At 42.1% G+C, this 15542-nt stretch carries 14 protein-coding genes; 8 read left to right on the top strand and 6 right to left on the bottom strand.

The genetic code is table 11. From position 1 onward, the window contains the following. Positions 1 to 210: 210 nt before the first annotated feature. The 3 genes from AC2D3N_RS21985 to AC2D3N_RS21975 all read right to left on the bottom strand — a co-directional run bounded on the left by AC2D3N_RS21985 (position 211) and on the right by AC2D3N_RS21975 (position 5132). Positions 211 to 3141 carry a two-partner secretion domain-containing protein gene (locus AC2D3N_RS21985; protein ID WP_484692148.1) on the bottom strand — a complete coding sequence of 977 codons (2931 nt, stop codon included), beginning with the start codon at positions 3139 to 3141 and terminating at the stop codon, positions 211 to 213. Positions 3142 to 3398: 257 nt separating this feature from the next. Continuing rightward, complete coding sequence (locus AC2D3N_RS21980) at positions 3399 to 4382, bottom strand: cysteine synthase A (protein ID WP_079678089.1); 984 nt, start codon at positions 4380 to 4382, stop codon at positions 3399 to 3401. A 111-nt stretch (positions 4383 to 4493) separates the two neighbouring features. Next, a complete protein-coding gene (locus tag AC2D3N_RS21975; RefSeq protein WP_079678090.1) occupies positions 4494 to 5132 on the bottom strand; it encodes a peroxiredoxin in 639 nt (212 codons plus the stop codon). Between the two features lie 247 nt (positions 5133 to 5379). Here AC2D3N_RS21975 and AC2D3N_RS21970 point away from each other — a divergent pair, with 247 nt between their 5' ends. Both AC2D3N_RS21970 and AC2D3N_RS21965 read left to right on the top strand, forming a co-directional pair. Continuing rightward, positions 5380 to 6360, top strand: a complete 981-nt coding sequence (locus AC2D3N_RS21970; RefSeq protein WP_079678091.1) for an SDR family oxidoreductase — start codon at positions 5380 to 5382, stop codon at positions 6358 to 6360. A 135-nt stretch (positions 6361 to 6495) separates the two neighbouring features. Next, positions 6496 to 7413, top strand: a complete 918-nt coding sequence (locus tag AC2D3N_RS21965) for an NAD(+) kinase (RefSeq protein ID WP_484692147.1) — start codon at positions 6496 to 6498, stop codon at positions 7411 to 7413. Between the two features lie 76 nt (positions 7414 to 7489). On the opposite strand, the gene AC2D3N_RS21960 is transcribed toward AC2D3N_RS21965, so the two are convergent. Next, entirely contained in the window at positions 7490 to 8467 is a 978-nt protein-coding gene (locus tag AC2D3N_RS21960; protein ID WP_484692146.1) for a hypothetical protein, read from the bottom strand. 566 nt (positions 8468 to 9033) lie between these two features. Between AC2D3N_RS21960 and AC2D3N_RS21955 the strand changes: the two genes are divergently transcribed. From AC2D3N_RS21955 to AC2D3N_RS21930, 6 genes are all read left to right on the top strand, one after another. Then, positions 9034 to 9726 carry a TRM11 family methyltransferase gene (locus AC2D3N_RS21955; protein WP_484692145.1) on the top strand — a complete coding sequence of 231 codons (693 nt, stop codon included), beginning with the start codon at positions 9034 to 9036 and terminating at the stop codon, positions 9724 to 9726. 133 nt (positions 9727 to 9859) lie between these two features. Next, the gene (locus AC2D3N_RS21950; protein ID WP_484692144.1) at positions 9860 to 10135 is read left to right on the top strand and encodes a hypothetical protein; all 276 of its coding nucleotides are present in this window, start codon (positions 9860 to 9862) and stop codon (positions 10133 to 10135) included. After that, a complete protein-coding gene (locus AC2D3N_RS21945; RefSeq protein WP_484692143.1) occupies positions 10132 to 10425 on the top strand; it encodes a hypothetical protein in 294 nt (97 codons plus the stop codon). The genes AC2D3N_RS21950 and AC2D3N_RS21945 overlap by 4 nt, the downstream gene beginning before the upstream one ends. 110 nt (positions 10426 to 10535) lie before the next feature. Further along, on the top strand, positions 10536 to 11231 hold the full coding sequence (nblR, locus tag AC2D3N_RS21940; RefSeq protein WP_079678101.1) for a response regulator transcription factor NblR: 696 nt from the start codon (positions 10536 to 10538) through the stop codon (positions 11229 to 11231). An 87-nt stretch (positions 11232 to 11318) separates the two neighbouring features. Continuing rightward, the gene (locus AC2D3N_RS21935) at positions 11319 to 11912 is read left to right on the top strand and encodes a DUF192 domain-containing protein (RefSeq protein WP_484692142.1); all 594 of its coding nucleotides are present in this window, start codon (positions 11319 to 11321) and stop codon (positions 11910 to 11912) included. Between the two features lie 669 nt (positions 11913 to 12581). Further along, the gene (locus AC2D3N_RS21930; RefSeq protein ID WP_079678102.1) at positions 12582 to 12797 is read left to right on the top strand and encodes a DUF2949 domain-containing protein; all 216 of its coding nucleotides are present in this window, start codon (positions 12582 to 12584) and stop codon (positions 12795 to 12797) included. Positions 12798 to 13207: 410 nt separating this feature from the next. On the opposite strand, the gene AC2D3N_RS21925 is transcribed toward AC2D3N_RS21930, so the two are convergent. Together AC2D3N_RS21925 and trpC are read right to left on the bottom strand one after the other, a co-directional pair. Then, complete coding sequence (locus AC2D3N_RS21925; protein ID WP_079678103.1) at positions 13208 to 14362, bottom strand: pyridoxal-phosphate-dependent aminotransferase family protein; 1155 nt, start codon at positions 14360 to 14362, stop codon at positions 13208 to 13210. Positions 14363 to 14518: 156 nt separating this feature from the next. Then, on the bottom strand, positions 14519 to 15409 hold the full coding sequence (gene trpC, locus AC2D3N_RS21920) for an indole-3-glycerol phosphate synthase TrpC (protein WP_079678104.1): 891 nt from the start codon (positions 15407 to 15409) through the stop codon (positions 14519 to 14521). Positions 15410 to 15542: the final 133 nt, after the last annotated feature.

Below are 15542 nucleotides of genomic sequence, written 5' to 3'. Positions count from 1 at the left end.
GGGGGTTAGGGGGGATCTAGGACTCAATAAAAGTCAAGAAACTACTGATTATATAATAGATTATATCCCCCTAAATCCCCCTTAAAAAAAGGGGACTTTGAACTCCAATCTCCGCTTTCTAATCGAGATTTTGAATCCGGTTCCCCCTTTTCCAAGGGGGGTTAGGGGGGATCTAGGACTCAATAAAAGTCAAGGGACTATTGAAGATTGCTATATTTCAGGACAAGAAGGAACAGGAATAGATGAAGAATTGGGACGGGAATTAGTAATTTCAGCGACTAATTCAACCATACCATTTTCATGAATGATCCAACCTTGTGCTTCTACAATATTTCTTGACTTTACTTGAGGATTAGGGTAAATTTGTTGAGATGAAAACCGACGATCAACCCAACCTTGATCAGAACTCAGGGGTTCGGTGGTAGGATTTAAGGGTAAACCACCAGTTCCAGTAATAATAAAACTACTCAGTTTGGTATTTCCTGGGAGACACCTTTGATCGATTAATGTTTCTGCATTGACAAACTTTTCCTGTAAATTAGTTAACCCAGAAGCAGGATCAACAATTGGAAGATTAAGCTCAACTGTACCGTTAAATTCTGACCCTAAATCACTGGTTGCTGTAATATCGCTGGTTCTCGGATTTTGTTGTTGTCGAAAACTTGTTCCAAAGATTCCTTGAGCATTAATCACAACTCGTCCGCCATTTCCCTGTACTGAATTAGCTGTAATATCGCTATTTTCTAAAGCCGTTATTTTTTCCGTATTGATAACAATATTACCGCTACGAGCAGAACCCTGAGCATTTGTTGTAATATTGCTGTTATTTCGCAAGCGAATATCCTCGGTTTGAATATCGATGTTACCAAAATTACCAGCATTGGTTTCAGCCGTGAATTGACTATTATCTAATCTAATAGTTGGAGCCAAAATATTTAAGTTTCCAGAAGCTCCTGAACCATTGGACGTAACAGATATTTCTGCTCCATCTTTAAGAATAATACTATCGGCTTGAAGATTTAAACTACCCCCTCCACCTGTTGATTTTTCCCCCGTGTTAGCATAGATAGCACTGGCAGGACTTTGATTATCGCCAATAACAATAGTATTAAAGAAACGTTGGCGTTCAAAAAATGTCGGATCACTACCCGAAAGAAAAATCCCTTCAGTGGCATTAATTGTGATGTTACCCGCTTGACCCTGACCTTTGGCAAAAGTCAATAATTGTCCACCTGTCAACGCTTCAAATCGATCTGTATTAATGACAATATTACCACCCTTGCTATTATTAGAAGTCCGAGCATTGACAACAGCACCTTGGGAAATTTGAAACGAGGGAGTGTTAATGACAATATCTCCGGCATCTCCAACGGCTTCAGGTTCAGTGTGAGCAAATAAACCACTACCAGAATAATCCAATCCAAATCCTGAAACCGAGACAAAATTTTGGGCATTCACAAGAATATTTCCGGCCCTTCCTTGTCCATCAGTTCTAGTAATAATAATTGCACCATTTGTAATAGATAAAGATCCTGTCAAAACATTAATATTTCCGGCTGTTCCGACTCCGGTTTCCTTGACGGTACTGAAAAGACCACTTGATAGTTTAAGGTCGTCCTTTTCTATAATCGGTTCCAAACCATCTAAAACAGTTTGATCTTGGACAAAGAGGTTAATATTTCCCCCATTACCCCGCCCTTCTGTACTCCCCGTAATTACTGCACCATTGGTCACAAAAACTGACCCAGCACTCAAACTAATATCGCCACCATCACCAACCGTTTCACTGGTTTCGCTACGACTGTAAACCCCAGTGCTAAAACCGTCCCAACGCGAACCATCAAAGGTTGCCCGGTCACGAATATTAAGGATAATATTACCTGCATTTCCATGACCAAAGGTACTTGCTTGTATTGCTGCACCATTAGTGAGGGTTAAAGTACCTGCGGTGAGAGAAATGTTTCCTCCTTGACCCATTCCATATACTAGATTTAAAGCTGCGCTAGAGTTTTCATTTTCCCTTGCTGCACCATCAAATCTTGCCGTATCACGCACATTAATCTCAATATCCCCTACATTCCCTTTTCCCAAAGTTGCTGCGAAAATTTGGCCTCCATTCAACACCGTTAAAGTACCTGTGGAGATTCTGAGGTCGCCACCATTACCCATGGCATCATCTAGGATAGCATTTGAGATAAAGCTATCTGGGCCGATGATCGTGACGTTGTTTGTGGCGTTGATGTCTATGTCTCCCGCTTGAGCATCAGGAGAACCCATTCCGGCTGCAATTCCCGCTTTGAGGGTTGAACTTTCTTGTAATGTCAGATTTCCAGTCGTTACAGCAATATCACCCCCCATTTCACCCCGAACAGTAACTTCTGTACCATTGGTCAGCAGAATATCCGCTCGGCTCACTCCACTGGGAAAACTCAAATGGCCCTCTGGACTTAATCCTACAATTCCCGATTCTGCAAGACTTCCTAATTCAATTCGACCACCGGGGGCCAGTAAAAAGGCATTATCTAACTTGAGTGAGCCTCCGACTAGACTTAACGCTTTTCCTGTCCCGACTCGTAGCCCTCCCTCACCTTCCTCTGTTGATGCTTGAGAAGCTTGGACAACAATACTGGCTGGATTTGACCCATATTGCAAGCCGATGGGAACATTAATCGTCAGTAGGGGTGGAGCCTGGGGATTAGTGGCACTAAATTCGCTACCATCATTGAATAAAAGACTTTCAGCCGTGCTACCCAAAAACGAACCCCCAATCTCAAGGCGAGCATTGGGGCCAAAAACAATCCCGTTCGGGTTAATTAAAAATAAGTTAGCAATCCCATTGGCTCGAATCAGTCCATCTAGGTTAGAAACCCCTCCACCCGTCACACGAGTAATAATATTTACAATTTCCGTGGAATTATTGAAAAATGCTTCCGTACCCGTTGGTAAGGAAAACTCACCGAAACTATGAAACAGATTGGTTCCCGCAGGTGTTCCGCCGTCGATTTGAAAACGGTTTTGTTCTTGAGTGACGGCAGAATTGATGGGTAAGGTCGCATCAGGGATGACTTGAGCTTGAACGGAGATAGAGGCACTGGTTAGACTGAAGGCAACAAGACCTAATTGCCATTTAGAGGATGTCATGGGTTCAAAAGAGGTAGTCTGGTTGAAATTCTCTTTTTAGTATATCGGGAAACTGAAAAATATTGTTGTTTATCGGGAAGCGATCGCATATTTCTTCAAGCCCTTTATTAATAAATAAATCCACAATATCCCGAAGCATCCAAATATCTGCAAGTACCCAACAGGAGAATCAGAAATCGGGTTTCTTGGTTAAATCTGGGTTATGATACAAAGATTGTTCCAGAAACCCGATTTCAGGCAGTCTCTCGTTAGGTTTTCTAATCTAAATTATTCGGCCAGAGATTTCTTTCCTGCAACCATTGTTGATTAAACAATTTAGATTGATAGCGAGCGCCCCCATCACATAAAACCGTTACAATTGTATGACCTGGCCCCATTTCTTTCGCTAAAGCTACCGCCGCTGCCACATTAATGCCAACGGAACCCCCCATAAACAAACCATCTTTTCTTAATAGTTGATAAACCACCCGCACTGCTTCTTGATCGTCTACTAAAATAGCATCATCAATCGGAACATCCTGCATATTTGCCGTGATTCGACTATTCCCAATACCCTCTGTAATGGAATTACCCTGAAGGCTAATTTCTCCGGTTTTCACATAACTATATAAACCACTGCCCATCGGGTCAGCTACAACGGTTTTAATCTGAGGATTTTTCTCTTTTAAAAACAGCGAAACCCCCGCAAACGTTCCTCCGGTTCCGGTGGCAGCCACCCAAGCATCAACTTTACCATCGGTTTGTTGCCAAATTTCTGGCCCCGTTGTCTCATAATGGGCAATCCGATTGGCTAAATTATCAAATTGATTTGCCCACACGGCATTTTCCATTTCTGAAGCCAAACGTCCCGATAATTTAACATAATTATTGGGGTCTTTATAAGGAACAGCCGGAACCGGACGAACTTCTGCCCCTAATGTTCTTAATGCTTCCATTTTCTCAGGAGATTGAGTATCGGGAATAATAATTAAACATTTGTAACCCTTAGCATTACAAATATGAGCTAATCCAATCCCAGTATTGCCTGCGGTTCCTTCTACAACGGTTCCACCGGGTTTAAGTAATCCTTTTGCTTCTGCATCTTTAATAATATATAAAGCCGCCCGATCTTTCACAGACCCGCCGGGATTTAAAAATTCTGCTTTCCCTAAAATTTCGCAGCCAGTTTCATCGCTGAAACTATTTAATCGAATTAAAGGTGTATTACCAATTGTGCCAACAAAACCGTTTTTGATGTCCATGAGCAACGTCCTAGTTAAAATTTAGTAATGGGTTTCTTTTATTTTAAAGATTAACAGGACTAATGCAAAAAACCCGGCTTGGTAAAACCGGGTTTTTTGTTGAAGATGGTTTTATTTATTGGGTTGAGGAGTCAGACGTAAATAGGGTTTAACTTCTTGATAACCTTTGGGGAACTTCTCTTTTAAGACTTCTGGGTCTTTCAGGGAAGGGACAATTACACAATCTCCCCCATCCTTCCAGTCGGCGGGAGTAGCAACGCTGTAGTGGTCAGTTAGTTGGAGAGAATCAATCACCCGCAGAATTTCATCAAAGTTGCGTCCGGTGCTGGGGGGATAGGTGAAGCTCAGACGCAGTTTTTTGTTAGGGTCAATGATGAAGACACTCCGCACGGTCAGGGTGGCATTAGCGTTGGGATGAATCATGTCGTACAATTCGGATACTTTGCGATCGCCATCCGCTAAAATGGGGTAATTAACAATCGTATTTTGGGTTTCGTTAATATCTTGAATCCAACCTTTATGGGATTCGGTATCATCTACACTCAAAGCAATAACTTTAACGTTGCGTTTGTCGAATTCGGGTTTTAACTTAGCAACAGTTCCCAATTCCGTTGTACAAACGGGAGTATAATCGGCAGGGTGAGAAAATAACACCACCCAGCTATCCCCAGCCCAATCATAAAAGCTGATATCGCCTTCAGAAGACGCTTGAGTAAAGTTAGGGACGGTATCCCCAAGTCGAAGTGTCATAGTTAATATCCTGTAAGTTCAATGAAAACCTGTGTTCTTATTATACTCCAGTTTTCCCATCGGATTCAAGGGATTCTATACAAAAAGCGTTTCAAGACTTGAAAAAATCACGATTTAGGGGTAAGGATTTGATCATATTATGAAAGGATCTACAGGGTCAACCCTCAAAAATTTGTAAAGTTTTGTAAAAAAATGAGAGAATATTTGATAGCATACTTAACAAACTTTAATCTTCAGACTCATATTCATGACTTTATTAATTGTTGGTGGGACTGGCACATTGGGGAGACAGGTGGTGCGTCGCGCCATTGATGAGGGTTATACCGTGCGCTGTTTAGCACGCAGTTACCGCAAAGCCGCATTTTTAAAAGAATGGGGGGCCGAACTCGTTCCTGGGGATTTATGTGACCCTGAAACCTTAAAATCTGCCCTAGAAGGAGTAACGGCCGTCATCGACGCAGCTACGGCGCGTCCTACGGATTCCCTCGGGATTAAACAAATAGACTGGAAAGGGAAAGTTTCTCTGATTCAAGCCGCCAAGGAAGCGGGAGTGGAAAGGTTTATCTTTTTTTCCTTTTTAGATGCCGAGAAATATCCTCAAGTCCCTTTATTAGAAATCAAGCGCTGTACCGAACTATTTTTAGCCGAGTCCGGTTTAAATTACACCATTTTAAAGCCCTGTGGATTTTTTCAAGGGTTAATTAGTCAATATGCCATTCCAATTTTGGATAAACAAGCGGTTTTGGTACCCGGGTTAAGTTCTGCCGTTGCCTATATGGACACCATCGATGTCGCTAAATTTGCGGTTAAGGCCCTATCCGTTGCTGAAACTGAGAATAGAAGTTTTCCCATCGTCGGTTCCAAAGCCTGGACAGCCGAGGAAATTATTCGTTTGTGTGAACGGCTTTCGGGTAAAGAAGCTAAAATTACCCGTACCCCCACCCAAGTCCTGCGTCTATTCCGTCAGATCACGCGCTGGTTTCAGTGGAGTTGGAATGTCTCCGACCGTCTAGCCTTTGCCGAGGTTTTAGCCAATGGTCAATCCCTGCAAGCCTCAATGGATGAAACCTATCAAGTTTTTGGCATCGACCCCAAGGAAATCAGCACCTTAGAAACCTATATGCAGGAATACTTTAGTCGAATTATGAAAAAACTGAAAGAACTCGAATATGAACAGGAAAAACTGAAAAAACGCAAAAAAAGAAGCAATCCCTTCAAGCCCCTCTAACTGAATGCAATCGCCCAAAGACAGAGTATGCTTTAACTATAGCTAAATTTTTGTGTCTGCTCAGAATTGGGATGGAAATTCCAGTTCTGAGATAGACCCTGACTCTGTTTAAACTCAATTTTAAGAAGACGTCGCGTGCCAAAAGTAGGGATTATTTATAATGACTCCAAACCCACCGCTTGTCGTGCTGCTACCGAGATCAAAGATAAGCTGACAGGGCAAGGATTCAAGGTTTGTACTGCACCCGGAACCGGGGGGATATTAGGCTATTCCATGGGGCCAAATCCTTTACATCGGATTCCTATAGATCAACTTGCCCCTCCTGATTTTGATCGGGAGATGATGTTTACTATTGTTCTGGGTGGGGATGGTACGGTTCTCTCGGCCTCTCGTCAACTGGCACCCCATGGAATTCCTCTGTTGGCGGTGAATACGGGTCACATGGGGTTTTTAACCGAAACCTATCTGAATCAACTGCCTGCGGTCTTGGAACAAGTGATCGACGGCAACTATATTATTGAAAACCGTACCATGATTGCGGTGGAGGTGTGTCAGTCAGAGCAAGTGCTATGGGAAGCGCTGTGTCTGAATGAAATGGTGTTACACCGGGAACCCATGACCTGTATGTGTCATTTTGAAATTAAAATTGGTCGTCATGCTCCGGTGGATATTGCCGCTGATGGGGTGATTATTTCCACTCCCACGGGTTCAACGGCCTATTCCTTATCAGCAGGGGGGGCGGTGGTGACTCCCGGGGTGGAAGTGTTACAGTTACTGCCCATCTGTCCCCATTCTTTGGCTTCTCGGGCTTTGATTTATGGGGAAAAAGAACCCGTGATCATTTATCCGGCGAGTCCGAATCAGTTGGTGATGGTGGTGGATGGAAATGGCGGTTGTTATGTCCTTCCAGAATATCAGGTCAAAGTTCAGCGATCGCCCTATCATGCCAAATTTATTAGGCTTCAACCCCCGGAATTTTTTCAAGTTCTCCGAGAAAAATTGGGCTGGGGACTGCCGCATATTGCCAAACCGACTTCTGTGGAGTTGCCGTAGGTAGGGGGTAGGGGAGGCGGGGGGAGCGGGGGGAGTAGGGGAGAAGGGAGAAAACTTTTCTGTTCCTTTATGTTTCTTAGTCTTTGGCTTGCACGTTTGTTTCCTCTGGCTGCGCAACAGTCAACAGTCTAACTGGGATAGTGAGCATTGCTCGGTGGGTGGCAAATATATTGATAAAACCCCCCACCCAATCAATAACCTCGCACACTTCAGCAATTATCGCCTTTGCTGCGTCTAAATCTTCTGCCTGAGACGCATGATAGTGCGCCCTGATTAGTGGTTTAATATCCTCAATATTTTGCCATTCAGATTTAGGTTTGAGCGGAATATTAATATAATAACTATAAGCTTGACGATGGGCTATACTAACATTTTCAGAGTTTTGATTCAATAAGCGATCGCCTTTTTCTTGGACTAGCGGATGCAGTTGATAGGATTCATGTTGGTAATCATAATATAGCAATTGCCGACGCTTGAGAGCCAGGATAATATTTTCTTTGAGTTCATATTTACCTACTTCTGGCATTTGAGTAGAAATTGCAGCAAAAGATAAAGGATATTCTGAAGTTTGATAGACAGAAATTCGGCTCAGACAAGTTTGCTCTATTTCACTAAGACGCGCTATCATTTCATCAATTAACTTTTCGATATCTCGGATTAATAACCAGTCTCTATCCTGTAAAAATTTACCTACATTTCCTTGAAATTCAGCATCATCCCGAATTAAGGTGGCTACCAGTTGCAAGGCTTTAGGATATCCTTGATAGCGGGCTGATAATTCGGCTAATTCTTCTTCATTCCCTGTTAGATTAAAAGATTGTAATAAGGTAATTGCTGCATCTTGATTGAGTCCATTTAGCAGGATTTCACGGGTAAGAGTTGGCGGTAATTCCGCTAAACTTTCACGACTGGTAAATAGGATTTTGCTTTGATGTTCTGTTTCTAATAGTTGTTTGAATAACCAAGCATATTCGGCACAATTGTCGGCGAAATAACCAGCAGTTTTTGCCTCTCCGGTTTTCAAAAGTGTTTCGGCGCGATCGAAAACGAGCAAGCAAGGTTTTTCTCTGAGGATTTTGAGCAGATTTTCAGTTTTTTTGCCACAAAATTTTTAGTTCATCTTGTGAAAATCTTAATAAGTTAGGGATTAAACTAAATTTACTGGTTAAGGTATTAACCATATTTGATACAAAAATAGATTCAGAGGATATAGTTAATTATTTAAACGGAAAAGAACAGGGAAAAAAATCATCTGTTCAGACAGATTGGGAAAAATTTATTAAGGATATAGAAAAAGATAATGAAGAGAATGAGAAGTTAAAAAAGGATAATAAAAAGCCAGTCTGGTATAGCAATTACCCCAAAGATGATAATGAAATTCGTCAGACTGTTTGTGAGATTTTAACAGCTTGGCGAGAGGCTTTTAAACTTGGTTATTTTGAACTCATCCCCGAACGAGAACATGAGAAGTATGGAAGTAGATGCCAATGGACACAGGATATAGTTAATGATTTGTACAAGCCCAAAAACAACATATTTAATGAAGATGAAGAGGCTATATTTTTATATAGAATACTATTCTATATAACATTGAGAACGGTAATTCGTCACACGGTTATTTTGGAAAAAAGAACAGGAGAGCTACTGCTCAAGCCTGAAACGCGGTTAATGAGTCAAGAAAAACGAAAAGAGTGGAGAAATGCTTACACCAAAGAATTAATAAGTTTGATATCCAGACTGCGTGAATTACATAAACTCAGAAGTCGAGAAGAGTTTAACCAGAATAACGATCAGAAGCAACCTGTTTTGACATTTTTAGATACCTATTCTTATGGTTGTTCGATTGGTTATAAATTTTTAGAAGAAAAGTTTAAAGATAATACCTCTCAAATTAAAAAGAGAGATGTGCGAGATATTGAAGAAGATTCATACAACCTTATTGTGACAGATCCTCCTTATGGACTTAACATAAAAGAGAAAATAGAAGATTTAGCCAAGCTGTATCAAGATGCTTTTAAAGCTATAATCAATGCCTTGAAAGATGATGGACAATTAGTTTTGGGACTTCCTGATCGTTCTCATACGGGACGACAATTACCATTTTTTACACAAAAAGACTCCGTTAGAAGACAGATTATTGCAATAGCGGAGAATGAAGGATTTGAGGTTATTAATATTTTATCAGAAGTTCCTGAGCCTAAAGAGATATTTCAAGCTCCTTATTACTGGGAATCAGAACGAGCCTTGCGACGTGCGATTCTGCATTTTAGATTTCGGAGGAAGAATAAAAAAGTAGGTAGTGATAATATGTAGTGAAACTTGGACTGCTGATCGTTTGTACGCGATCGCCCTTAAAATTAGAATAGACTGACAATATCTAATGTGTTACAATTGAATAAAACTCTACCCCAAGGAGTTTTACCTAATTTTATAATAGCTGAAAGATATGTTTTGGATTTTGAAAAACTCAATCAGCACAGATCCACAAGGATGCCTCAGTTTAAACCTCGAACCCAAGTCAACAGAGTATCGCGTTCTGGTCAACGAAGCCGGACAAATTTTATTAGACCCAATAACCAATATACCTGATCGCGAACAGTGGTTGTGGCAAAACCCCCAAGCATTAGCGTCAGTCAAGTGCGGCCTCGCCCAAGCAGCTAAAGGTGAAGTACAGGATTTGGGTGACTTTTCTGAGTATGCTGATTTGGAGATTGAAGATTGATAAATTTTCGGATAGAATTTTCTTCATCAGCTAGAGATAGCTTAATTAATCTTCAAGAACTCGATGCCAAAAAATACAATAAAGTGCTGAAAACACTTGGATTGATGGCAACTAATTTACGCCATCCCAGCTTGAAAACTCATAAATACGACACATTATCAGGCCCTAATCAGGAAGAAATATTTGAGGCTTACGTCGAAAACAAAACCCCAGCAGCGTTTCGAGTTTTTTGGTATTATGGCCCGGACAAAGGAGTAATCACAGTTATTGCCATTACGCCTCATCCCTAAAGTGCGATCGCTATCCCTTGACGACAGGATCTACGGGGAGGTGGGGGGACTAGGGGAAGGAGAAGTGTGTTAGAACAGTTTTAAATGTTTTGATCAAAATAAATAAATAAATGAATAAGTTGGGGTTAGAACAGCATCCTTCGATCTTAGTTATTGAGCCAGATGAACTGTTAGCTCAACAGATTAGCCTAGATTTAGAAGAAGCGGGTTATTATCCGATTGTGGTTAATAACGGCACTGCCGGGTTACATCAAGCAAACGAATTACAACCTGCATTAATAGTAATTGATCGACTATTGGGAGGTGAGTCGGGGCTTTCTGTTTGTAGTCATTTACGCGATTTGGGCAGCCGGATACCTTTGTTAGTTTTAATGGCAAAAGATGCCATAGAAGATCGGATTGCCTGTTTAGAGTCAGGGGCAGATGACTATTTTTTAAAACCCTATCGGTCGGAAACTTTTTTAGAACTGGTAAATCTCTATTTGCAACCTGCAACTAGCAGTAACGAACAATTACGGTTTGGGGAATTAGTCTTAGATTTAGCCACCAGAAGGGCGCTACGCAATGGTAGAACTATTGATCTAACGATGAAGGAGTATGAGTTACTCAAATATTTGATGGAACATCCGCGAGAAGTATTAACCAGGGAACAAATTTTAGAGAATGTTTGGGGTTACGACTTTCTGGGAGAGTCCAATGTGATAGAAGTTTACATTCGTTATTTACGACTCAAAATTGAAGACGAAGGAGAAAAACGCCTAATTCAAACCGTTCGAGGGGTGGGATATGTCCTCAGAGATGGCTGAATTCGGAAGAATAAATAAAAAAATATCAAAATCGTCTAAGATGCTGTACAATTTTTTGTCGCTGAGGATACAAATTTTCTAAGAACGTTGAACCTTGAACTGTTAGTTGGATTGAGGGCAGGTTTGCTCCGGGCTTCTATCCCAAAAGCCTTAGTTTCCACGGGCTTAGGAATGGTCGGTGTATTATGCGTTAGCTGTTCACCCTTGTTGTCATCGGTTTCAACAGCACAATCTTTGAGCCTAGGAACTGCGGTTTCTCAGTCTCCTATAGGAACTCAAGAGCATGGGGGTCAAATGTTACCCATTACGGCAAAGGCTAAAATTGGGGGTGAACTTATTCAGCTTGAAGTAGCTAAAACACCCCAACAGCAAGCATTAGGCTTAATGTATAGAACCGATCTGGCTGATGATCGGGGAATGCTATTTCCCTTTGCTCAACCTCGGGTTGTGGGGTTTTGGATGAAAAACTGCAAAATTCCCCTAGATATGATTTTTCTGCGGGATGATGTGGTGAAGGCCATTCAGGTTAATGCTCTCCCCTGTGAACAGGAACCCTGTCCTACCTATGGCCCTAATGTTCCGGTGAATCGGGTGATCGAACTCCGGGGCGGACGATCTCAGGAATTGGGTGTGAAAGTGGGCGATCGCATCCCGATCAACTTTCTGAATTCTCAGCCCTGAGCTTTAAATTCAACAAACTTTACAAAAGTTCATGTAATTTGTTAAAACTTTAATGATAGGGTCTACACAATAACAAATAAATTTGTTAATCTGTTCATTCGGTGAACCGTTCAGCGTACCAGTCGTTAACCCTATACAGTTGATTTATTCTTCTTAGGTGTGAGGAGAGGCAAGCGGGCTAAAAAAATTGATCCACGACAATGATTTGTTGTCAAGGCTGATTTTGAGTCAAGTTCCCGCGTCTTGAACAAGCTAGGGTTAAATAACCGTGAAACTGTGACTCTACATCTTAGAGTTCCGCTACTTCTCTCTGTTGACAAGCAAACTGTTCTGTCGAGCAACGATTAATTTTGATGGCTTCATCTGTTTTAGGGGTTACTTATTCTTTCAGAAAGTGAACCTATGACAGAAAATTGTGTGGCTACCACTCCATTGTGCGGAATGTTTATCGCAGCTAATGTAGATGCGTGAGAAGAAAACTGGGTAAATAGTTTAGTAATACTTAAGTTTTTCTCCAGCCCAATCAATAGCTACGGATCAAGATTCTGAAGTTTCAAACCTCAGACTTGATCGGTATATCAATCTATAAAAAAAGGCGATTAGCCAATTTTATCAAAATTTTTTTTGTTAACCCTTTAATCCTTATTAAATTAGGAGGTGAATGTTAGAATGACACCCAATAACTACTCTCGGTTTATTCACTTTTTGCAGGATGAATTATCCCTATCGGCGGATTCAATTGCCATGGCAGAAAGAGCGAATCATCCCACGGATGCTCAACATAAATATCAAGATCCTAGTCCCGTATCCATGACCCTATGGCAATATGGTTTAGTGACTTTAGAACAGTTAGATAAAATTTTTGACTGGTTAGAAACGGCTTAAAAAATCAATTTTCAAGAACAATATCATCTTGAATACTGCCATAAAAAAGGTGGGAAGCAGGGGAGGCGGGGGAAGCAAGGGGGGCAAGGGAAGCAGGGGAGGCAGGGGAGGCGGGGGAAGCAGGGGAGGCAGGGGAAGCAGGGGAAGCAAGGGAAGCAGGGGAGGCAGGGGAAGCAAGGGGGGCAGGGGAAGCAAGGGGGGCAAGGAATTCACTTGTAATTCTTCTCCCCCTGCTCCTCACCTCCTCATCCCCCCCTGCTCCTCATCCCCCCTGCTCCTCACCTCCTCATCCCCCCCTGCTCCTCATCCCCCCTGCTCCTCACCTACTCATCTCCCCCTGCTCCTCATCCCCCCCTGCTCCTCACCTCCTCATCCCCCCCTGCTCCTCATTCCCCCTAAACAATATTTAATTAAGATTCTGCTAACACCCGGGCCGCCGCAGCCACTCCCGCACCCGGAGTAAATCCTTGATAACCGAGTTCCTGTAATGCGGCTTCTAAGGAAGCGATCGCCGTTAAAATATCGCGATCACTCACAAATCCTAAATGCCCAATACGGAAAATCTTACCCTTGAGATGATCCTGTCCTCCGGCTAAAACAATATCGAATTTCTTCTTCACAATAGCCCGAATATCTTCAGCATCTAAACCATCGGGAGGAACAACGGCCGTAATCGCTGGACTGGCACATTCATCGGCCGCAAATAACGATAATCCCAGGGCTTTTACCGCTTCCCGAGTCACTTTAGTTAACCGTTGATGACGGGCAAAAATATTTTCTAGCCCTTCTTTTTTCATCATTTGTAAGGTGACTTGTAAGGCAAAAAACAAGTTCACCGGAGGAGTAAAGGGATTAGTATTTTTCTTCGCTGATTTGCTATACAATCCCAAATCTAAATAATAGCGCGGGAGGTTAGCGGTTTTGTAGGCTTCCCAAGCCTTATCACTCACCGCCACAAATCCCAAACCCGGGGGAATCATATAACCTTTTTGGGAACCCGAAGCCACCACATCAATCCCCCATTCATCGATGGGAAGATTAAAGGCTCCTAAACTGGTGACCGCATCCGCAATCATTAACGCTCCATGGGCTTTAACATGGTGATTAATCGCTTTTAAATCGTTAATCACCCCGGTAGAGGTTTCGCTGTGGGTGATAATCACAGCCTTGATTTCTTTATTGGTATCCGCTTCTAATTTAACTCGGAAGGCTTCCGGGTCGAGGGGTTGTCCCCATTCGGCGGTGACGGTATCAACTTCTAACCCGTAGGCGGTGGCGACTTCTACCCAACGTTCTCCGAATTTACCGTTAGAACCACATAACACCTTTTCCCCCCGACTGAGGAAATTAATAATTCCAGCTTCCATCGCCCCCGTGCCACTGACGGTTAAAATCAGGACATCATTTTGGGTTTGGTGTAACCATTTCAGGTTTTCCGTCACCTCGGCCATGATTTTGAAAAAATCGCCACTGCGGTGTCCGATGGGGTGTTTGGACAGCGCCAGTAAAGCCTGTTCAGGAACCGGAGTGGGCCCTGGAATCATCAACATTAATTTATCGTCCATGGTCTGTTTCTATTAATAAGGGTTTGGTGTTCTGCATCAGTCACAGAAGGAATATTTTTGGCACGGATTTATACGGATTAAGAGGATTCACACGGATTACCTTCTTTTCTGCGTTTCCAATCTTATACCAAGCGAAGGCGCGGTTTTCTGATCATATCACTTAACGGCAATCAGTTGATTTAAGGCAACACCCGGATCGGGTTGCCTGATTAAAGATTCCCCAATTAAAACAGCTTTTGCCCCGGCTTCGGCGACTAAACTGATATCTTCACGGGTATAGAGTCCCGATTCACTCACAACTAAAATATCACGGGATTGCAGTTGGGATTGTCGGCTTTGTAACAATTGGCAAGTGGTTTGAAGATCGACAGAAAAATCCTGTAAATCTCGGTTATTAATCCCAATTAAGTTAACACCATCAAGGGTTAATACCCGATCTAATTCTTCCAGGGTATGGACTTCTATTAGGGCGGTCATACCTAAAACTTTGGCAATTTTTAGGAAATATTGCAGGTCTTGGTCGGAGAGAATTGCCGCAATTAATAAAACTGCATCGGCTCCATAATATCGAGCTAGATAAATTTGATAGGGATAGATAACAAAGTCTTTACATAGTAGGGGTAAATCAACAACAGCCCGAATTTGGGAGAGGTTTTCAAAACTACCTTGAAAGAATTTTTTATCGGTTAAAACCGATAGACAACTGGCACCTCCTTGTTGATAGGATTGAGCGATCGCCACGGGGTCAAAATCTTCTCTAATTACTCCTTTACTGGGGGAGGCTTTTTTAACTTCGGCAATGACCGCCGGTTGGGTTTGACTGGATTTTAATGCCTCAAAAAAGTTACGGGGGGCGGAAATTGTATTGACTTTTTGTTTTAATTGTTCTAGGGGTAAACGTTCCCGCAGGTCGGTGATTTCTTTTTCTTTATACCAAACAATTTCTTCTAAAATATTCTGGGGTTCTGCACCCGGGATAGCAACTTGATAGCGTAAACTTAAGACTTCAACGGCGGGATTAGGCTGACGACGACGAATAGAGACCATAGATATTGAGGAGGTTTACTGTTATTTAACTCGACTTGATTAAATTAAAGCATAAAATGTGTTATTATTTCATTTGTGTTAATGATTGGGTTACCTGGGTAAATTTTGAGATAAAAAAACAAATGACTATTGA

The sequence above is a fragment of the Planktothrix sp. PLAVEN19ND genome (assembly GCF_057220675.1).
This window is presented reverse-complemented; position numbering and strand designations above follow the sequence as displayed.

Excerpts from the sequence above, each read along its gene's own strand:
- AC2D3N_RS21985 (WP_484692148.1), bottom strand. The coding sequence starts at position 3,141 with ATGACATCCTCTAAATGGCAATTAGGTCTTGTTGCCTTCAGTCTAACC.
- AC2D3N_RS21980 (WP_079678089.1), bottom strand. The coding sequence starts at position 4,382 with ATGGACATCAAAAACGGTTTTGTTGGCACAATTGGTAATACACCTTTA.
- AC2D3N_RS21975 (WP_079678090.1), bottom strand. The coding sequence starts at position 5,132 with ATGACACTTCGACTTGGGGATACCGTCCCTAACTTTACTCAAGCGTCT.
- AC2D3N_RS21970 (WP_079678091.1), top strand. The coding sequence starts at position 5,380 with ATGACTTTATTAATTGTTGGTGGGACTGGCACATTGGGGAGACAGGTG.
- AC2D3N_RS21950 (WP_484692144.1), top strand. The coding sequence starts at position 9,860 with ATGTTTTGGATTTTGAAAAACTCAATCAGCACAGATCCACAAGGATGC.
- nblR (WP_079678101.1), top strand. The coding sequence starts at position 10,536 with ATGAATAAGTTGGGGTTAGAACAGCATCCTTCGATCTTAGTTATTGAG.
- AC2D3N_RS21930 (WP_079678102.1), top strand. The coding sequence starts at position 12,582 with ATGACACCCAATAACTACTCTCGGTTTATTCACTTTTTGCAGGATGAA.
- AC2D3N_RS21925 (WP_079678103.1), bottom strand. The coding sequence starts at position 14,362 with ATGGACGATAAATTAATGTTGATGATTCCAGGGCCCACTCCGGTTCCT.
- trpC (WP_079678104.1), bottom strand. The coding sequence starts at position 15,409 with ATGGTCTCTATTCGTCGTCGTCAGCCTAATCCCGCCGTTGAAGTCTTA.